The following is an 18,622-nucleotide window of genomic DNA, read 5'->3' as shown; positions in this document are numbered from 1 at the left end:
ACTGAGAAAGATTCTACGGGTTCTTCACTTCTATTTAGCTGGTTTTAGTTTTATTGGCATCCGTTTTGCCTTGGCGGTCGTTGCAATCTGCTCATATTCCGCTCAGGAGTCCTCGCTGCATTGTCAAGATAAAAGAAAACAGCCCAGAGGAACAAGGCCTCTGAGCTGCTAAAAGTCTTGGTCGCGGGGGCAGGATTTGAACCTACGACCTCCGGGTTATGAGCCCGGCGAGCTACCAGACTGCTCCACCCCGCAATGTCTGGGCGCCTCATGTGCGCAAGAAAGAATATTACTCGGGAGTTCGGTGGACGGCAAGGAAACTCTCGTAGAGCATAATTCCTTCATATTTAAAACCCCTCAGCCCATATCACCGTAAACGAATCGCAGCCGAGCGCCGTCGACAGCACGTATACAATGGTGCGCGTCCTTTTATGCCGAAACCGGGAGTAGACATGCTGCTCGCTATCGATATGGGAAACACGCAGACGGCCATGGGCCTGTTTGACGGAGACGAGCTGGTGCAGTCGTGGCGCATGCCCACCGACCGCTCCTATACCGCAGATGAGATCCATGTGCGCCTGATGGGTTTTTTTAAGATGTACGGCCTTTCGCTCGACGCGGTCGACGCTATCGCCTTTGCGGGCGTGGTGCCGCAGCTCTCGCGCGAATGGCATGCCGTGGCCGACCGCATTGCCGCAGACGTCATCGTCATTGGGCCGCAGACGGCCGCCGTAACCAAGCTGCGCGCGGCGCGTCCCCGGGCCGTAGGTGCCGATCGCGTCGCCAACGCCGTTGCGGCTGAGACTTTCTACGGCGCGCCGGCAATCGTGGTGGACTTTGGCACCGCAACCAATATCGACGTCATCGATGAGGACGGCTATTACATTGGCGGAGCGATCGCGCCGGGCATCCGCATCTCCATGGATGCACTTGCCGCCCGCGCCGCCAAGCTCGCCAGCGTGCCGCTCGAGGCGCCCGAGCACGCCATCGGCCGCGATACCGAGGAGTGCATCAAGGTCGGCGCCGTGGTGGGCACCGCCGCTATGGCCGAAGGCCTGGTCGCGCGCATGAAGCGCGAGCTGGGCCGCGAGGATGCCAACGTTATCGCCACGGGAGGCCTCGCCGGCATCGTCGCCGATTCGACCGATGCCTTCGACGTGGTCGATGGACAGCTCACCATTAAGGGTATCTGCGAAATCTACCGCCGCATGCAGGAGCTGGGGCAAGACAGGGACCGGAGCCAAGCGTGAGCACTGTCTTAACCCCTCGGTTTCTCTGACGCACGGACTAGGTGACTCTAGTTCTCCAACCCCTCCGTGAGCCAGATCAAGCGACTACGTTTCATCAAAACAGAAAGACCGACACAAATGCGACAGCGTCGCTTTCGTGTCGCGACGCCGCCCCCTCGGCAAACGCGGCGTAGTGTTGCACTAGGTCCGAATGCCAGACGCACAAGCCCGGCCTCCGTCCGCATCCCGCCTTTCGAGGGCATCCGCAAGCACTTGATAGTAGATAGCCGGATCCTGCGCCGCAGCGAGGCCCGACACCTGCCCGTCGCCGGTCTCCACCACAATCCAGGTTCCATCCACTCGCTCCGCAAAGTCCACGGTGTAGTAGGGGCTCCCAAGATTTGAGCACGCCAGTACAAGCTCCTCGGGCGGCTTCGCAACATTGGTCGGCTGATTTGAATTCCGGCATACGTTGAGGAGATTCCCGTCGATATAGAAAGCTCTCCATTCATTCGTTGCACCACCGTAGCGGGCCAGATCAACGTACTCTTTGCAGACAATACCGACCGTGAAAAGGTCCCCGCGGAGCTTGACGAACTCTTTAACAATCCCGTCCATGCGCTCCTGGCTCACGGGAGTGTGAAAGCTAACGGGAAACCTCGTCCCTTTGACCGACTTTACATAGTCCTTGACCATAAACTCCGTGAACATGCGGTTGATTACCCCCGCATCAGCCCGATGGCCTAGAAAAGCAGAGCGCAAGCTCTCCACGCTCCTCGAACAGTTCCAGATCGAAAAGCCCCACGTCAAGACGCCCCTCAGCACACGCAGACTCATATTGGATGCGCATCAACCCATCTGGAACTATCTTTTCAAAATAGTCAGCTGGAAAGAGTACGTTGGCAACCCTTGGCATAGCAGCCCCCCTTCGCAAACCTCAACCTCACCTTTCTTGCACGTCCACCGACGGCAGCGCGACGCTTGCCACAAAGAGCGGTACGCCGGTGCGAGACACGAGCGCTGCATAGAAAGGCCTGTCAAGCGTTATCTTGCGCGGCTCTGGCGGGTTCTCCGGCGGAAGGCCCGCGACAGCGACCATCACCGTGTACGCGCCGGCCTCTACGCCGTTCTCATCGACAGCGAACTTCGCGCCATGGACAATCTGCGTTGAAGTCCCCCCTACCCCCACCATAGGTGTAAGCTCCATCGCAGTTGCCGTAGAGACGCCGGCGGCCTTTAGCAGCGAGCAGACGTCCGAGAGCATCGACTCGCATTCAAAGCGAGGAATCCCCAGGTCGACGGGCTCCCATTCTCCCTCACCTTGGGACAGACGCTCGAATAGCCCAAGCGCGTCATCAACATGATCATCCTCGCCGCTCGGAAGAACAAAACACACGCCGGCATCGGAGCTGAGCGGCAACGAGAAGGCAGCCCTGCCGTTCTCGACGATCACCGCACAATCGCGCTTGCCACGCATAAACGCTGCTTGAACATCGCCGTTCTTTGCATGGAAGGTCTCAACTTTGGTCGATTCGCCGTCAAACGGATCCGCCCATGCATCCTTCATGTAAAGCGCGCTCACAAGACAGGCAAGAGCCACTGGTGATAACTCGATGCTTGGCGACAGTAGGCCGTGAGTTTGTTCGGCTATCCAATCGGTCACCCGTTGGCTAACGCGCGGATCGGCCAAGTCATCGATTGACACACGCACGCTGTATTTGTCGCACTCGTGCAGAAACGCCTCCGATGGTCTCGCGGACCTGGAAAGCCAAGCTGCCGTTGCCGAGCTCGCGTCATAACCGTCATAGCCCCAGTTCCGCTCCAGCTCGATGCCGAAGGGATCACGCTCGCTAAACATGTCGCCATCGCCCAGGAGCATGTCGAGCTCCCGACATGTGGCGCCCGAGGCACCCTTTCGTACAATCGTCAACAAGCTCGCGACGCACGCAGGCGACCAAACCCCGTTCTTGCCTTGAGCGAGTATTTTCTCGGATAGGGATTTTGCAACCCTCCATGCCTGTGGACACGCCGAATTTGCTTTGTCAGCCATAGTCTGCTCCCATCGTTAGGACATAAACTATTATTTCGCACGGCGCGGACACAAATCTCGCACCGGAAAGGCAGCCCAATGGCTTTCTAAGAGGCTCAAAGCCTTTCTATTCCTCAAAACGAAAAATTTTCAGTTTTGAGGAATAGGCTCGAAGCACGCTACGCCTCGCCGCACAGCCACCTCGCCAGGTCCACGATCTGCACCCCATTGCGGTCCGTGGCCTCGTGATGCGTGCGGGCGAGAATCATCTTGGGGTACGCGTCGCCAATGCTCAGCAGTGGTGAAATCTCGCGTTCAAATGTCTTATCCGAGCTGATGTCGTCGCTCACCTGAATGTAGAGCTTCTCGCTTCGCTTGATTGCTATAAAGTCAATTTCCTTTTTATAGAGTACGCCGACGTATACCTCATATCCGCGGCGCAGCAGCTCGATGGCCACCATGTTCTCGTACACGCGACCCCAGTCCATATTGCGTGTACCGAGCAGCGCGTATTTGAACGCGTGGTCTGCCAGGTAATACTTCTCGCCGCTCTTAAGGTATTTCTTGCCGCGAATGTCATATCGACGAACTTTATAGAAGGCAAACGCATCGCACAGGTACCCCATGTACGCACCGACCGTCTTGTTCGTAATCTTTAGCCCATCCGCATTTAATGCATCGGTAATGTTGCGTGCCGACGTAATGTTGGAAACGTTGTCCATCATGTAATCGGCAATGCGCAGCAGCGCCGATTCGTTTCTCACGTTATGCCGCCGCACGATATCCCTCACGATGAGCGTCTTAAAGACATTGGAGAGATATTGATAGCGGTGCTCTTGCAGTGGATAAGGGTAAGAGCCGGACATACCGCCGGTTCTCGCGTACTCATCGAAGTCACGGTCGACCTCGCCCTCGTCGCCATAGAGACGATACTCCTCAAACGAGAATGGGAAAACCTCGATCTCGAACATGCGCCCCGTAAAGAGCGTCGACAGATCGCTCGACAGCAAAAAGGCACTCGATCCGGTAATGAAGATGTCATACTGCTCGGATGCGTGAAGGCTGTTGATCGCACGCTCAAAACCGTCGCACATCTGAACCTCATCGATAAGCAGAAAGTTTTGTTTGCCGGGCACCCGATGATCTTTTACATAAGCGAGCAACGCGTGATACTCGAGCAGGTTCTCGAACTCATCGAGGTTGTAGTTGATATGGATGACATTCGAATTAGGCAGATTTGCCTCCACGTAATCGCGGAGGGCCTCGAGCAATTTTGATTTACCGCTGCGGCGGATGCCCGTGATGACCTTGATATCCGGCACGCCAATAAGACTCGTCAACGTGTCCATATATGACGCTCTATTGATGAGTTTCATCGGGGCCTCCTCGCAGTCTTTTATCGCTATTCCTCAAAAACGAAAATTCTTCAGTTTTGAGGAATAGGCTCTATAGCGAATATACCTCGCGAAAGGCCGAGCTGCCTTAATCCTATTCCTCAAAAACGAAAAATTTTCAGTTTTGAGGAATAGGGCCGCGATGCCACCCTGTAGTCGCGCAAAGACCCTCCCCGGCAGAGGCAGTTCGCTCTGCCGGGGAGGGTCTTGTAGTCATCGTTGTCTTTGAGCGCGGGCATCTCGCGTTACAGCCCGCGAATCCGTACGGCCTCGGGCGGAAACTCCTGCTCGCCGGCATCGGTCTTGATGGTCGCGCGACCCCAGATGTCCAGGCCTGCAAACACACCAACCGCAAGCGGCAAGCCGTTGGGCGACACCGCCGCAACCTGGCGGCCCAGCAGCGGCACCATGTCGAAGTACTCGCCCAGCACGGGAGCCAGCGGGCCGGCGGCGCCCTGCGGCGTGTTGGCGACAACCGCCCAGGCGTACACGCGGGCCAGCACGGCGGTAGTCAGCGCTTCGACCAGCGCTTCATCGGTCACATCCACGCCAAGTTCGCCCAGCGCCGCGCGCTCAATATCCACCGTCACGGCACCGAACATGCCCGCGGCACCGGCACCGCCGTTGACGGTGACGCGTGCAAACGACGTCTCAAACGCGGGCGCGCCGTACACGATATCGCTCGGCCACTGAATGCCCACCTTGCCGGCAAGGCCCAGCCCCGGCGTCGATGCCGTTCCCGCAAGCGCGTCCATCATGCCCATCGCCGCCACAAACGGCAGGCCATGGAAGGCGTGCATATTCACATCCGGGCGCACGACCAGCGAAAATGCCAACGATGTGTCGCCGGCACTCCAGGCGCACCAGCCCGCGGGCACACCCTCGCGACCCGCGTCGCGCGCGGCGTCAAGCTCGGCACCGACGGTTACAGTGTTCATCTCAATCATCTACATACGCCCCAATTCGCCCACGATATGGCCCACGCGATCCTCGGGCTCCTTGACCTCGACGCCGTTGTAGCGGAAGAACCGCGCCGGGTCGTGCATCAGGTCCTCGAGCGGCACCAGCACAAAGTCGCGTTCGCCAATGAGCGGATGCGGCAGGCGCAGCTTTTTGCCGCCATGGGTCTCGCCATCCATCCACAGCAGGTCCAGGTCGATGGTGCGCGGGCCGTTGACCTTGGCCTTCTTGGATCGGTCGCGCCCCAGCTCGGCCTCGATCTTCATAAGCTCGTCGAGCAGCACCAGCGGCGCCAGCTCGGTCTTGATCTCGATGACAGCGTTGGCAAACGCGTCCTGGCGCGTCTCGTAGGCCGGCTCGCTCTCGTAGATGCGCGAGCAGTTGGACACACAGGTGAGCGGAATCTCGGCGATCATGTCGCGCGCGGCGCGGATGTTGTCGCAACGATGTCCCAGATTGGAGCCCACGGCTACAAACGCACGGCGCGGTTGCGGCTTGGCGACAGCCCAGTAGCCGTTCAGGAACTGCGCAAAGCCGGTGACATCGTGCACGCGCACGATGTTGGCACCGGCCTGGATAGCGCCCAGGCACACGCCAAAGGTGGCGGCATCGCGCTCGGCGGCCTCGGTCACGCCCGAGACGGCGCCCACAAAGCGCTTGCGCGACACGGCGCACATGAGCGGATAGCCCAGCGACGCCATCTTGGCGGTCTCGCGCTGGATGACGATGTCTTCGTTGGCCGTCTTGCCAAAACCCGGACCCGGATCGATGCAGATACGGTCGCGTGACACGCCGGCGTGGATGAGCGCGCGGGCCTGATCGGACAGAAAGCCCATGACGCGGCGCATGATGGGCGCCGAATCGGGCAGGGTAAAGCGGCGGAGCTGCGAGGTGGGCACATAAGCCTCCTCGCGGCGGGCGCTGCGGCGCATCATGGCGGCCAAGTGATCGCTGGGCTCCGGCGCGGGCTCAGGGGTCGCGGCGGCCTCGGCGGCAGGGGTAGCCTGCTCGGCGGCCGGCGTCTCCTGCTTCTGCTCGCCCGTTGGCTCGGGCGCTGGCTCCGGATCGCCAAACGGCAGCGAGGGCTGCACCACGCCACCCGGCAGTTTGGCCTCCGTCTTGGGCTCGCCCAGCAGCTTGCCACGACGGCGGCGGGCGGGCTTCTCGGCCTCGCGCGCGGCCTCGGCAGCCGCCTCGCGCGCCTTCTCGGCAACAAACGCCGCGGCAGAGGTATCGAGCTGCACCGTTGCATGCGTGCGAGCGGGCGCGGCGACCTCGCCGGCGTGCATCACGATGACGCCGCAGGTGCTCGTCGCGACAAACTCGACCATCTTGGGGTCGGTGAATCCCGTCACGTCGTTGACGATCGAGGCGCCGCAGCGCACGGCCGCCTTGGCAACCGCCACGTGACGCGTGTCGATCGAGACGATGGCGCCCTCTTTGGCCAACGCACGCACAACGGGCAGCACGCGGCGAGCCTCCTCATCGGGGTTGACCGGGGTAAAACCGGGGCGCGTGGACTCGCCGCCCACGTCGATGATGTCGGCGCCGGCGTCGAGCATCGCCAGGCCGTACTCGATGGCGGCATCCGGGTCGAAATGCTCCCCGCCGTCGCTAAACGAATCGGGCGTCACGTTGAGGACGCCCATGATGCGCGGACGGTCAAAGCTGAGCTCGTACTTTCCGCACCGCCATGTCTTGCTGTCGTTCGCCATGAACATCCTCCTAAAATGCCCGCGCCGCCACGCTCGGGCGCAGGCGGCGGGGTCGCTTTGCAATCAGTCTTTCTATTGTATCCGCGCACGCGGGCTAGAACGCAAACGCGGCAGCGATGTCGCAAGAAATCAGCAGGTCGGCATTTGCATCCTGATCGGTGGGAGCAAGATTGCATATGGCCAGCGTATCGCCGGTAAAGTATCGCGTAAGACCCGCCGCCGGATACACCACGAGCGAGGTCCCGCCCACAATGAGGGCATCGGCCGCGGCAATGGCGGCAACGGCGTCGGTCAGCACATGCTCGTCGAGCGGCTCCTCGTAGAGCACCACATCGGGCTTAATGCGCCCGCCGCACGCGGGGCACACGGGCACACCCGCGGCGTCCTCGTGCCCGCGGGCGCAAATCCACTCGGCGCTATAGACCGCGCCGCACGACTGGCAAATGTTGCGATGGACCGATCCGTGCAGCTCGAACACGCGCCGCGAGCCTGCCATCTGATGCAGACCGTCGATGTTTTGCGTCACCACGGCACCAAGCTTGCCGGCACGCTCCAGCTCGGCCAGCTTGGTGTGGCAGCGGTTGGGCTTGGCGCCAAGCGAGATCATCTTGGTGCGGTAGAAGTCGAAGAACTCGGCCGGATGCGCCTCGTAAAAGCCATGCGAGAGCATGGTCTCGGGCGGGTAGGCAAACTGTTGGTGATATAGGCCGTCCACGCTGCGGAAATCGGGAATGCCACTCGCCGTGGAAACACCGGCGCCGCCAAAGAAGACCACACGCTTGTGAGTACCAAACAGCTCCGCCAGTACGGCGGAGGCCCGCTTGGGATCCGATATCGCCTGCGTCATATGAGTCCTCCGTCCTTGTTGGTCGGGCAGCGTCGGGCGACATCCCAGCATGCGGCCTTTGAGTCAGCACGCGCGGAGCCCACCACCGCCCCTTTTGCGCTAATCTTAAGCCTGCAAACCCCGTCGAAAGGACACCATGCCTCAGACTTACACTTTCGCCTCGTGGAACGTCAACGGTCTGCGCGCCGTGCTCAAAAAGGACCCGAGCTTTATCCAGATCGCACAGGAGCTCAATGTCGATATCCTGGCGCTGCAAGAGACCAAGCTGCAGGAGGGCCAGGCCGATATCGACCTGCCCGGTTATCACCAAACCTGGAGCTACGCCGAGCGTAAAGGCTATTCGGGCACTGCGGTCTTTAGCCGCCAGGAACCGCTGCGCGTGCTGCGCGCCGATGCGCTGCTGCCTTACGCCGGCGAGGGCGCGGCAGCCGAGCTCGTGGCGCAGGCCGCGACCGAGGGCCGCGTCTGCGCGCTCGAGTTCGACAAGTTTTGGTTTGTGGACGTCTATACGCCCAACGCCCAAAATGAGCTCGCGCGCATCGATGTGCGCATGGCCTGGGACGATGCCTATCGCGGCTTTTTGGCGGGACTCGAGCGCGAGACCGGCAAGCCCGTGGTGACCTGCGGCGACTTTAACGTCGCGCACGAGGAGATCGACCTCAAGAACCCCAAGTCCAACCGCGGCAACGCAGGCTTTTCGGACGAGGAGCGCGGTAAGTTTACCGAGCTGCTCGACGCCGGGTTTACCGATACCTGGCGCGCGGCAAATCCCGACGTCGAGGGCGTCTACAGCTGGTGGAGCTACCGCTTTAATGCCCGCAAGAACAACGCGGGCTGGCGCATCGATTACTTCCTGGTGAGCGACGCCATCGCCGGCAACGTGCGCGACACCGGCATCCGCGGCGACATCTTTGGCAGCGACCACTGCCCCGTCACCCTCACCCTAGAGCTCTAGCCCCAGCCGACCCCTCGGGGACGAAGCAAAACGGATCATTTTCACCTCGCGAGGGAATCCACGCGGCACACCCGCCACGAAACTGCCCCATCTACTACGTTTAAACCACTACCCTCAACCACAGCGAACAACGCAAAAAGAAAACCGCAGGTAGAAAGCCTGCGGTTTTTCATAAAACGCGGTCATGGTCGAGGGTATCAAGCTAAACGTAGTAGATGGGCTAGTTTCGTGGCAAGCGCCGTCAACTGATTCCCTGGTGACGTCTGGGAGCGGAAGAAAACGGATCGATTTGGCTCTCTGAGGGCCACGACGCCCGTCATATCAGCCGGCCATTTTAAAACTATGCCGGTTTACGGGGCTAAATCGCAAATCCCCAACCAAACGCAATTCAAGCAAAATAAAACCGCAGGTAGACGGATCGTCTATTTTCGGAAAAAGCCTGTATGGTCTGCCTGTGCCAATCTAGCCCCGTAAACCGGCATAGTTTTAAAATGGCACTTCAACAGTATTGATTCTCGCCCCGGCACAACCGCCACTACAGCCCGTATTTCACGACGACACGGTTAATGCGACGACACCAAGGTTTGTAGAGAGCGGCCAAGAACACGCAGGTCGCAAGGCCGTGTGTGATATCGAACGGTACCGCCGTGGCAAGACGCGCCACGGCGCCCGCCCACGTGAGCGGTTGCACAAAACCGATGATGTCGTAGGCGTTAATCACGGCGCCATAGAGCAGGCCCGACGCAAAGCCGTACGCCATCAGCGCTGGCATGCGCACGGTGCCGTCGGCGCGGTCGAACGCACCCGCATACGCCAGCGCACCGCCAACGTATCCCACGAGCCCCCAAGCATACATCTGCCACGGCGTCCACATGCCCTGTCCAAAAAAGAAATTGCTGGTCAGCGCCGCCAGCGCACCGACCATAAAGCCGTTACGACGACCGAGCGTCGCCCCGGCGATAATGGCGATGGCGCTCACGGGTTTAAAGTCGGGAATGGGGCCAAACAAGATACGCCCCGCCGCGGCCAACGCCGCCAGAACCAGCGTGGGCATAATCTGGCGCAGGCCCGGTCGCGACGCCTCGTAGCCCGCAAAGAACAGCGCGAGCACCAGCGCCACCACGACAAGCATGGCAAGCGCCGCCTGCTCAACGCCTGCCAGCAACGCCGCGGCCATTACCGCTGGCACCGCCAGCAGCAGTGGGATCTCCAGTTTTGCGAGTAGGCGCAAGACGCGATAATCCGCCATCCCATCACGCCCTATAAAACACATTGTCGGCAAAAAAGTCGGCGGGCGGCTCCATGCAGGCAATCTCACCGTCGAACATCATGGCAATGTCATCGGCAACCTGCTCGGCAAAACCCAGATCGTGCGTTGCCATGATGACGGTACCGCCGGCCTCCGCATGGTCGCGCAGGGCGCGGGCGATGATGCGACGGCTGGCCAGGTCCAGACCCTTGGTGGGCTCATCGAGCAATAGCAGCTCGGGGCCGATCAACAGCAGCTTTGCCAACGCAAGCAGCTGGCGCTGCCCGCCCGAAAGATCGTACGGATGGCGCCCATCCAAGCCGGACAATCCCAGACTCGTCGCGCGCTCTCGCGCCATAGCCTCGTCATATCCGCAGGTCGAAGCCCATTCCATCAGCTCCTCGCGCACCGTCTCGGCAACCAGCAGCGCCTTGGGATTCTGAGGCAGCAGTGCCGCCGAGGCCGCCCCGCGCTCCATATGCCCACGCTGCAACTTGACCGTCTTGGCCAGCACCGAAAGCATTGTCGACTTACCGCAGCCGTTACCGCCCACAACAGCATGCACCGCGCCTGCCGAAAACGACGCATCGAGCCCGCGCAGCACCCAGCCGGACGCTCGATCGTAGCGAAACCAGCCCCCTGCCAGGGTGGTAGCCGACCCAGCGTGCATTTTTGGGAGTATTCGGCATCCACCGGCGCACGACGGCGCCCCCGAGTCGTCTTGCGACAGGATTTGCGCCTCAAATTCAGCCGATTTGTCCGATTTCGGTCTTTTTTTTGCGCCCGGAGCGCCCACGCGCGGGTCCAAATAGCCCGGCCGGCCACTGGCGCTGCTGAAAACTCCGTTTTTTGCACGCCGCGAGCCACCCCACCCTGGCACCTCGCCAGAAAACAGCTCTTCGCGATGCCCCAAGGAGGCGATGTCAGCGACCTCGCATACGCGCCCGCCCTCAATCCGATACGCGCACGTCGCGTATTCGAGCATCGGGCGCGGCTGGTGCGTTGCCACAACAACCGTGCAGCCCAGCTCGCGATTCACGCGAAACAGCGCATGCAGAAAATTTTTCTCGGCAACGGGATCCAGTTGGGACGTGGGCTCGTCGAGCAGCAGCACGCGAGGGCGCAACGCCAGCACGGCTGCAAGCGACAGCAGCTGCTTGCGTCCGCCCGAAAGCGCATCGGTATCGCGGTGGAGCCAATCCTCCACACCAAAGAAATAACTGGTCTCGGCCACGCGACGGCGCATCTCGTCGCGCGACATGCCTAAGTTTTCCAGGCCAAACGCCATCTCGTGCCACACGGTTTCGCACACAATCTGGTTCTCGGGGTCCTGAAACACATAACCCACGCGCTCCGCGGACGCGCGAACGTCCATGTTGGCAACGCTTTCGCCCAGCATGCGCAGCTCGCCGGAGCATTCGCCCGCCGGCGAAATCTCGGGCTTGAGCAACGAGAGTAATGTCGACTTGCCCGACCCGGTACCACCGACAAGCAACGCAAACGTCCCTTGGGGAACACGCCAATCGAGCTCCTCGAACACCGGCACTTCGGCCCCGGGATAGGCAAAGCGCAGGCCCCGCACTTCAATCGCCGGCATATCCGAGCCGCACACCGCGTCCGCCATGATGCTCCCGTCCAACCGAGCCATCAGCCAAACCTCTTCTCGTCAATCGCATGCACCACGCAGGGCAGCGCCATCCAGGTCGCGTATACAACATAGCCTGGCCACGGCGCTGGCACCGAAAGCTGCGGGTAAAACGAATACTGCATCGTCGCGGTCCACGCCACTGCCGCCGTGGCCACGCCAAACAGCGCAAGCCCAACCAGCGCGGCAACGTCGCCGCGCGCCAGCCGATACCGCGCGTACGTCGTGCGACGCGCCGCGGCGCCCCACCCACGGGAGCGCATGGCGTCCGCACGCTCCAGCGAATCTTCCATGCCCCAGCCCATCAACACGCTCGATGCCCGTAGGCGCGAACGCACGGGGTCGGCCGGCGCGCGGCCCGGCACATCAATCGCATCCTGCACCGCCAGCACCGTGCGACCGCGACGCAAAAACTGCGGGATAAGCCGCATACACATCGAGATCATGAGCGCGATCACCGGCGCGGTGTTACCCAAAAGCGCAAGCACCCTGTCGTAGCTAAGCATGGACGCCGCGGCCTCAAACCACAGCACACTCGCCACAAACAGCCCGCCCATACACAGGCCGTATACCATACTCTCCAGATACACCGCACGCATGCCAATGCGGAACAGTTCCGTCGAGCCCGAAGCGCTAAATAACGGGTTGAGCACCGCGATAATCAAAATCACCGGCAGCTGCCAGCGAAGTGCCCCCAACGTGCGTGCGACGCCGCGCGTCGCAAACCCATACGCCAGCCCGCCCGCAAGCGACAGCGCAAGCAGCACCGGTTGCATCGAGAACATGGTGAGCCCCAGCGTCAGCACCATGTAGAGCGCCGGCACCGCCGGATGCGACATCGAGAATGCCGCGACGGGTTCGTTGCCCGATTCCTCTCGCATGATATCCACGGACACCCCCATCCCCTCGCTCAAACGCCAACGCCGCAGTGCCGCCGCCATGCACAACCAGCGCAAACGTCACGCCGGCGGCACCGACATCAGCCGCCATGCGCCAATCGTTACGCGCTCATCATATGCCTGCGGTATCATATTGCGCCGTGTATCGTTTCCAAACTCACGTGTCTATAACGTAACAGGAGATCACATGGACGCAACCGCAATTATCCTCGCCGCCGGCGAGGGTACCCGCATGAAGTCGAACCACTGCAAGGTTTCGCACAAGATCCTGGGCAAGCCCATGGTCCAGTGGATCGTCGACGCCACCATCAAGGCCGGCTGCAGCCGCGTCGTGGTCGTCATCGGCAGCCACGCCGACGAGATGCGCGCCCTTATCGACGGCGCCTACGCCAACAGCGCCACCAAGGTCGAGTGCGTCGAACAGACCGAGCGCCTGGGCACCGGCCACGCCGTAAAGGTCGCGCTCGAGGCATGCGGCATCATGCAAGGCCCCGTCGTCGTGCTCAACGGCGACCTGCCGCTCATCACCGCCGACACCGTCGCCAAGTTCGCGAAGACCGTCGCTACCGGCGAGCTCGCCTGCACCGTCATGACCATGACCCCGCCCGATCCCTTTGGCTACGGCCGCATCAAGCTGGGCGCCGACGGCCAGATCGAGCGCATCATCGAGCAGAAGGACTGCACGCCCGAGCAGGCCGCCACGCTGCTCGAGTGCAACGCCGGCTGCTACGCCTTCGACGGCGCGCAGCTCGCAGCCCACATCAGCGAGATCGGCAACGACAACGCGCAGTCCGAGTACTACCTGCCCGACATGCTCGAGATTCTCAAGGGCCACGGCCAGGCAGTCTCCATCTTCCACTGCGACGACTACCGCGACGGCCTGGGCGTCAACAGCCGCATCCAGCTCGCGCAACTCACCGCTATCGCGCGCGACCGCATCAACGAGCACTGGATGGCCGAGGGCGTTACCTTCATCGACCCCACGCAGGCCTGGATCGGCCCCGACGCCGTCATCGGCCGCGACACCGTCGTGTGGCCGCAGACGCACCTGATCGGCCACGTCACCGTGGGCGAAGAGTGCCAGCTCGGCCCCAACAGCCGCCTCACCGACACCACCGTTGGCAGCGGCTGCACCATCGATGAGACCATCGCCATCGAGGCTGTCATCGAGAACGGCGTCGACTGCGGCCCGCGCGCCTACCTGCGCCCGGGCACCCACATGCTCGATGGCTCCAAGGCCGGCACACACGTGGAAATCAAGAAGTCCACGATCGGCGAGGGCTCCAAGGTGCCGCACCTGTCCTACATCGGCGACACCACCATGGGTTCCGGCGTCAACGTGGGCGCGGGCTCCATCACCTGCAACTACGACGGCGTGCACAAGCACAAGACCGTCATCGGCAAGGATGCCTTCATCGGTTCCGATACCATGATGGTCGCGCCCGCCCAGATCGGCGACGGCGCGCTCGTGGCCGCCGGCTCCGTCATCACCGAGCCGGTCCCGGCTGACGCACTCGGCCTGGGCCGCGCCCGTCAGCTAAATATTGAGGGCTGGGCCGCCGATTATCGCCGCCGTCTGCACGAGGACAACGAGGTGTAACGTTTTACCAAGCATCTAAGGAGCTGTTCCCATGGGAATAGCTCCTTTTTCTATGCTGACCTGCGCGACCGGATGAGTGGTCGGTTCGTGTCCGTTGACGGTAAAGACGTTATCAAGACCCGATAAACCCCGCCGCGCGGTTACAATGCAACAAGGCATCTATATGGCATTCGATATATAAAGGAGAAGGGTAATGCCGATTAATGATCCCGAGAAGTCGGAGAATATGCGCAAGTCCATCCGCGTGTATTCCGGTTCCTCCAACCGTCCCCTCGCTCAGAAGATCGCTGAGTACCTTGGGGTCGAGCTTTCGGGCCTTACGCTAAAGCAGTTCGCCAACGGTGAGATTTACGCCCGCTACGACGAGACCGTCCGCGGCGCCGACGTCTTCCTGATTCAGTCCGTGGCCGGCGGCAACGTCAACGACATGCTCATGGAGCTGCTCATCGCCACCGACGCTGCCAAGCGCGCATCCGCCCGCTCCATCACCGCCGTCATCACCCACTACGGCTATGCCCGCCAGGACCGCAAGGCCGGCCCGCGCGAGCCCATCACCGCCCGCCTCGTCGCCAACCTGCTCGAGCGCGCTGGCGTCAACCGCATCATCACCCTCGACCTGCATCAGGGCCAGATTCAGGGCTTCTTCGATATCCCGGTTAACCACCTATCTGCACTGCCGCTGTTTGGCCAGTACTACAACGACATGCACTTCGACACCGACAACCTGGTCGTCGTCTCCCCCGACGTGGGTCGCGCCAAAGCTGCCAAGAAGCTCTCCGACATGCTCGGCTGCAGCCTCGCCATCGCCCACAAGGGCCGTCCGCGCCACAACGCCGCCGAGGTCATGGGCATCATCGGTGACATCAAGGGCAAGACCTGCATCATCAATGACGACATGATCGACACCGCTGGCACCCTGTGCGCCAACGTCAAGGAGCTCAAGGCCATGGGTGCCGGCGACATCTACGTGTGCGCCACCCACGGCATCTTCTCGGGCCCGGCCATCGAGCGCCTGAACGACGCCCCCATCGTCGAGTGCCTCGTCACCGATGCCATCCCCGTCGAGGTTGGCGGCAAGATCAAGACTATCTCGGTCGCCGAGGAGTTCGCCGAGGCCATCTCTGCCGTTTACCACGAGGAGCCCGTCTCCACGCTCGTCGGCGGCGACTTCGCGCTGTAATCCAGCGCGCAGCGCATCATCTTTGGTGTTTTTAAAGGGTCGGAGGCTCGCTTCCGACCCTTTTTTCTGCCCCTCGACAACCCGCCTTGGACAGTTAGTTCAGATTTGTATTAATGTGGCATTCGTTTGGGCCATTTAATGCGTCGAAAACTCTCTTGCCGGCATAATTCCGCTCGATTCCTCCACCTATGGATCTCTTCACCATGCCATTGGCCCCATTTTGCCCACCGAGTCCCTCAACAACGGCAATACACCCCGGTCGCCTTGTACAAATCTGAACTAACTGTCCAGCACCCATCTCAGTAGATGCCTCCAAGGCCAACCCATCACTCCATTCTCCACTTTTCCAAGGCATTCCGTATGATGTCGTTACCGCCCGCGGCGCGCGACGCCCCTTTGAGCGAAAAGAACGACACGGCCATATCATTTCGCCAACGGCTTAGTACCTTATAGCTATGACAACCGTAATTTCACACCTCTCCGCCCTTCGCGCAATTCGCCGCGCTCGACGGGCGTACTCCGCCCTTCCCTGGGACGCCATCGATGACGAGCAACAGACACAAGCCCTCGTAGATTGCGTTCCCAACAAGGACGCCATAGACTTTGCGGCCCTTGCAATACTTGACGCCTGGAGCGAAGACGACTCCGAGCGTCTAGACCTCTTTGTTGCGAGCGGCAGCAACAGACGGCCCGACGGACGGCTCCTCCAGCACACCATCACCGCCCCTCTCCCCCAGGGCGCGATCATGCACATCGAAGCCGACATCTACGCAACGTCTCCCGCCATGACGGCCATGCTTTGTTCCAAAAATGAATCGGTTGCCAAAACCTTGATGCTTCTCATGGAACTGCTCGGAACCTACTCACTTCCGCCCGAAGCAACTTACCCCATCGCCTACGACGACACGTGGCCCGAGGCCAACAGCTTCGAAACGATGGACGATCTCGATTGCCAGGGTGATCAACCGACACCCGAAAAGCAATCCGAAACCCGCTACGAACAGGCACACTACAAATGCGAGCCCGCCACAACCATCGAAGAGCTCGAGGCGGTCGCACGGTTTGCCAAAAGTAGTTCCTACGCCTCGTTTCGCACAGCTATCAAACTCGCCCGGGCCGGATCCGCATCCCCAGCGGAATCATTGATGTTCGCCGTCCTGGGCGCACCCATGCGCTTTGGCGGATTCGGGTGTTGCAGCCTGCCCATGGGAGGCCTGCTGCTCAACTATCGAGTCGATTTCGACACCCTTGCGATCAACATGTCCTCGGGCATCCCTTACGCCATCTGCGACTTATATTGTCCAGCCGCCGGAGTCGACAACGAATACAACGGAATTGGACATGAGCTTCAAAACGCTCGCATCCACGATGGCAATCGCAACAATGGCCTTAAGGCCATGGGTATCCACGTCCTGGTTATCAATCGCGACCAAATGAAGGACCTTGTTGCACTCGAAGCCTTCGCCCAGACGATGCATCGACTTGCGGGAGTTCGATTCCGCTACCGCATCAAGGGTTATCGCAAGCGTCAGGCCGCCTGGCTCAACACCCTGCGGGCCGGAATCGGCCTCGCGCCGGTCTAAAAGACTTTTACCCAGTGTTACCGAGCATGGCTGGACAGTTAGTTCAGATTTGTATAAACAGACGGCTAATGTCGAGGTGGTTTGCCGCCATCCCGGCGCCAATCACCTCATTTGAAGACTCAAAAGATCTGAAATAGCACAAATTGTGCTCCCCAAAGCGCCGTGACAATTCCGTGGCCCCGATTTTGGCAGTCAAAGATCTCTTGGTTTATACAAATCTGAACTAACTGTCCATCCCGGCTTCTGACGACTGTCCAAACGCCCTCATGCGGCCTCAATCACCCTCCATTTGACAGCAGCAACGGGGTCGCTCACCATAGCAGGCGACAAATCGATGAAAGGAAGCACATGGCAGCTGCACAGCCGCTTAAGATTCGCATGGTTGCCGGACTTGGCAACCCTGGCGATGAGTATGCCGAGACCCGCCACAACGCGGGCTTTAAGGCGATCGACGAGCTGGCGCGTCAGGCCGGCGTCACGTACTGGAAAAACCAGGCCGGCGCCGAGGTCGCGCTCATCAACATCAACGATCCAGAGGAAGAGGGCGGCAAGCGCCAGATTGTGCTGGTCAAGCCGCAGTCGTACATGAACACCTCGGGCGGCCCCATCTCCAAGCTTTGCCGCGAGTACAAAATCAAGGCCGAAGAGCTGCTCGTAATCCACGATGAGCTCGACATTCCCGCCGGCGACGTGCGCGTCAAGGTGGGCGGCGGCCACGCCGGCCACAACGGCCTGCGTTCCATCATCGACAAGATGGGCAGCCGCGACTTTAGCCGCATCCGCACCGGCATCGGCAACCCTCCCGGCAAGATGGCTGTCGCCGACTACGTGCTCAAGCAGCTGCGCGCCCGCGAGGCCGAGGACTTCCAGGACACCTGCGCCCGCGCCGCCGACGCCGCCGGCCTGGCGATTGTGCACGGCGTAATCTATGCCCGCGACCACGTCAACGGCTCCGCCTCTGCCAACGGCAAGCACTAAAACCTACCAAAAAGGGATGTTTATTATGGCAGGTTTTATATGCGAAAACGCCGCAGCGGCCGCATCGCAATAAACCCTGTGCCGCCATACATACCCAACGCCCTAAAAGGGGTCGGCCTCACCGATGTGCAAGGCCGGCCCCTTTTGTCGTTTTATCTGATAAAACCCGCCAAAATAAACCTGTCTCTTTGTGCTAGATCACTTTTCCCGCCTGCCAAAGATACACGCAAGCAACATGTCCATGAGGGTATAATTTGCACCGTATGTCTGCACAACGCCTGTGCGCGTACGGTTTTATTCGGGCTGCCGTCCATTTCCGTGGAGGCACGGTTCGGTTGCCCTAACAAGAGAGGGGTTCT

Annotated in this window: 15 protein-coding genes and 1 tRNA gene; 6 read left to right on the top strand and 10 right to left on the bottom strand. The window is 60.8% G+C overall.

Annotation, left to right across the window (positions count from 1 at the left end; all coding sequences use genetic code 11):
- Nucleotides 1–178: 178 nt before the first annotated feature.
- Nucleotides 179–255 (bottom strand) — tRNA-Met (locus tag ACTQX9_RS02165).
- A gap of 197 nt (nucleotides 256–452) precedes the next feature.
- Between ACTQX9_RS02165 and ACTQX9_RS02160 the strand changes: the two genes are divergently transcribed.
- Nucleotides 453–1,250 (top strand): type III pantothenate kinase, encoded by a 798-nt coding sequence (locus ACTQX9_RS02160; RefSeq protein WP_441538447.1) that lies wholly within the window; start codon nucleotides 453–455, stop codon nucleotides 1,248–1,250.
- Between the two features lie 180 nt (nucleotides 1,251–1,430).
- On the opposite strand, the gene ACTQX9_RS02155 is transcribed toward ACTQX9_RS02160, so the two are convergent.
- The 6 genes from ACTQX9_RS02155 to ACTQX9_RS02130 all read right to left on the bottom strand — a co-directional run bounded on the left by ACTQX9_RS02155 (nucleotide 1,431) and on the right by ACTQX9_RS02130 (nucleotide 8,174).
- Entirely contained in the window at nucleotides 1,431–1,940 is a 510-nt protein-coding gene (locus ACTQX9_RS02155) for an ATP-grasp domain-containing protein (protein WP_441540350.1), read from the bottom strand.
- Nucleotides 1,941–2,172: 232 nt separating this feature from the next.
- Nucleotides 2,173–3,279 carry a serpin family protein gene (locus ACTQX9_RS02150; RefSeq protein WP_441540349.1) on the bottom strand — a complete coding sequence of 369 codons (1,107 nt, stop codon included), beginning with the start codon at nucleotides 3,277–3,279 and terminating at the stop codon, nucleotides 2,173–2,175.
- Nucleotides 3,280–3,437: 158 nt separating this feature from the next.
- Nucleotides 3,438–4,607, bottom strand: coding sequence for an ATP-binding protein (locus tag ACTQX9_RS02145; protein WP_441540348.1), 1,170 nt, complete (start codon nucleotides 4,605–4,607; stop codon nucleotides 3,438–3,440).
- 290 nt (nucleotides 4,608–4,897) lie between these two features.
- Nucleotides 4,898–5,599: a hypothetical protein gene (locus tag ACTQX9_RS02140; RefSeq protein WP_441540347.1), complete on the bottom strand. Its 702-nt coding sequence runs from the start codon at nucleotides 5,597–5,599 to the stop codon at nucleotides 4,898–4,900.
- Nucleotides 5,600–7,327 (bottom strand): dihydropteroate synthase, encoded by a 1,728-nt coding sequence (folP, locus tag ACTQX9_RS02135; RefSeq protein WP_441540346.1) that lies wholly within the window; start codon nucleotides 7,325–7,327, stop codon nucleotides 5,600–5,602. It lies immediately after the preceding gene.
- Between the two features lie 94 nt (nucleotides 7,328–7,421).
- Nucleotides 7,422–8,174 carry an NAD-dependent protein deacylase gene (locus ACTQX9_RS02130; protein ID WP_441540345.1) on the bottom strand — a complete coding sequence of 251 codons (753 nt, stop codon included), beginning with the start codon at nucleotides 8,172–8,174 and terminating at the stop codon, nucleotides 7,422–7,424.
- 136 nt (nucleotides 8,175–8,310) lie between these two features.
- On the opposite strand from ACTQX9_RS02130, the gene ACTQX9_RS02125 reads away from it, so the two are divergent.
- Complete coding sequence (locus ACTQX9_RS02125; protein WP_154516667.1) at nucleotides 8,311–9,129, top strand: exodeoxyribonuclease III; 819 nt, start codon at nucleotides 8,311–8,313, stop codon at nucleotides 9,127–9,129.
- 535 nt (nucleotides 9,130–9,664) lie between these two features.
- Here ACTQX9_RS02125 and ACTQX9_RS02120 read toward each other — a convergent pair.
- From ACTQX9_RS02120 to ACTQX9_RS02110, 3 genes are read right to left on the bottom strand one after another with little or no spacing between them, the layout of a single operon-like run.
- Complete coding sequence (locus ACTQX9_RS02120; protein WP_427718002.1) at nucleotides 9,665–10,378, bottom strand: DUF6580 family putative transport protein; 714 nt, start codon at nucleotides 10,376–10,378, stop codon at nucleotides 9,665–9,667.
- A 4-nt stretch (nucleotides 10,379–10,382) separates the two neighbouring features.
- The gene (locus tag ACTQX9_RS02115) at nucleotides 10,383–12,026 is read right to left on the bottom strand and encodes an ABC transporter ATP-binding protein (protein ID WP_441540344.1); all 1,644 of its coding nucleotides are present in this window, start codon (nucleotides 12,024–12,026) and stop codon (nucleotides 10,383–10,385) included.
- On the bottom strand, nucleotides 12,026–12,904 hold the full coding sequence (locus ACTQX9_RS02110; protein ID WP_427718158.1) for an energy-coupling factor transporter transmembrane component T family protein: 879 nt from the start codon (nucleotides 12,902–12,904) through the stop codon (nucleotides 12,026–12,028). Before ACTQX9_RS02110 ends, ACTQX9_RS02115 begins: the two co-directional genes overlap by 1 nt.
- 205 nt (nucleotides 12,905–13,109) lie before the next feature.
- On the opposite strand from ACTQX9_RS02110, the gene glmU reads away from it, so the two are divergent.
- From glmU to pth, 4 genes are all read left to right on the top strand, one after another.
- Entirely contained in the window at nucleotides 13,110–14,522 is a 1,413-nt protein-coding gene (gene glmU, locus ACTQX9_RS02105) for a bifunctional UDP-N-acetylglucosamine diphosphorylase/glucosamine-1-phosphate N-acetyltransferase GlmU (protein ID WP_441540343.1), read from the top strand.
- A 193-nt stretch (nucleotides 14,523–14,715) separates the two neighbouring features.
- Nucleotides 14,716–15,702 (top strand): ribose-phosphate diphosphokinase, encoded by a 987-nt coding sequence (locus ACTQX9_RS02100; RefSeq protein WP_154516678.1) that lies wholly within the window; start codon nucleotides 14,716–14,718, stop codon nucleotides 15,700–15,702.
- A gap of 746 nt (nucleotides 15,703–16,448) precedes the next feature.
- Nucleotides 16,449–17,285 carry a hypothetical protein gene (locus tag ACTQX9_RS02095; RefSeq protein WP_427793738.1) on the top strand — a complete coding sequence of 279 codons (837 nt, stop codon included), beginning with the start codon at nucleotides 16,449–16,451 and terminating at the stop codon, nucleotides 17,283–17,285.
- A gap of 348 nt (nucleotides 17,286–17,633) precedes the next feature.
- Complete coding sequence (gene pth, locus ACTQX9_RS02090) at nucleotides 17,634–18,263, top strand: aminoacyl-tRNA hydrolase (RefSeq protein WP_427717993.1); 630 nt, start codon at nucleotides 17,634–17,636, stop codon at nucleotides 18,261–18,263.
- The last annotated feature ends 359 nt before the right edge of the window (nucleotides 18,264–18,622 follow it).

The organism is Collinsella sp. LCP19S3_F2 (assembly GCF_052121015.1).
In the GTDB taxonomy this organism is placed as follows: Bacteria; Actinomycetota; Coriobacteriia; order Coriobacteriales; family Coriobacteriaceae; genus Collinsella.
This window is presented reverse-complemented; position numbering and strand designations above follow the sequence as displayed.

Coding starts and splice junctions, on each gene's coding strand:
- ACTQX9_RS02160 (WP_441538447.1), top strand. CDS start 453: ATGCTGCTCGCTATCGATATGGGAAACACGCAGACGGCCATGGGCCTG.
- ACTQX9_RS02155 (WP_441540350.1), bottom strand. CDS start 1,940: ATGTTCACGGAGTTTATGGTCAAGGACTATGTAAAGTCGGTCAAAGGG.
- ACTQX9_RS02150 (WP_441540349.1), bottom strand. CDS start 3,279: ATGGCTGACAAAGCAAATTCGGCGTGTCCACAGGCATGGAGGGTTGCA.
- ACTQX9_RS02145 (WP_441540348.1), bottom strand. CDS start 4,607: ATGGACACGTTGACGAGTCTTATTGGCGTGCCGGATATCAAGGTCATC.
- ACTQX9_RS02140 (WP_441540347.1), bottom strand. CDS start 5,599: ATGATTGAGATGAACACTGTAACCGTCGGTGCCGAGCTTGACGCCGCG.
- folP (WP_441540346.1), bottom strand. CDS start 7,327: ATGGCGAACGACAGCAAGACATGGCGGTGCGGAAAGTACGAGCTCAGC.
- ACTQX9_RS02130 (WP_441540345.1), bottom strand. CDS start 8,174: ATGACGCAGGCGATATCGGATCCCAAGCGGGCCTCCGCCGTACTGGCG.
- ACTQX9_RS02125 (WP_154516667.1), top strand. CDS start 8,311: ATGCCTCAGACTTACACTTTCGCCTCGTGGAACGTCAACGGTCTGCGC.
- ACTQX9_RS02120 (WP_427718002.1), bottom strand. CDS start 10,378: ATGGCGGATTATCGCGTCTTGCGCCTACTCGCAAAACTGGAGATCCCA.
- ACTQX9_RS02115 (WP_441540344.1), bottom strand. CDS start 12,026: ATGGCTCGGTTGGACGGGAGCATCATGGCGGACGCGGTGTGCGGCTCG.
- ACTQX9_RS02110 (WP_427718158.1), bottom strand. CDS start 12,904: ATGCGAGAGGAATCGGGCAACGAACCCGTCGCGGCATTCTCGATGTCG.
- glmU (WP_441540343.1), top strand. CDS start 13,110: ATGGACGCAACCGCAATTATCCTCGCCGCCGGCGAGGGTACCCGCATG.
- ACTQX9_RS02100 (WP_154516678.1), top strand. CDS start 14,716: ATGCCGATTAATGATCCCGAGAAGTCGGAGAATATGCGCAAGTCCATC.
- ACTQX9_RS02095 (WP_427793738.1), top strand. CDS start 16,449: ATGCACATCGAAGCCGACATCTACGCAACGTCTCCCGCCATGACGGCC.
- pth (WP_427717993.1), top strand. CDS start 17,634: ATGGCAGCTGCACAGCCGCTTAAGATTCGCATGGTTGCCGGACTTGGC.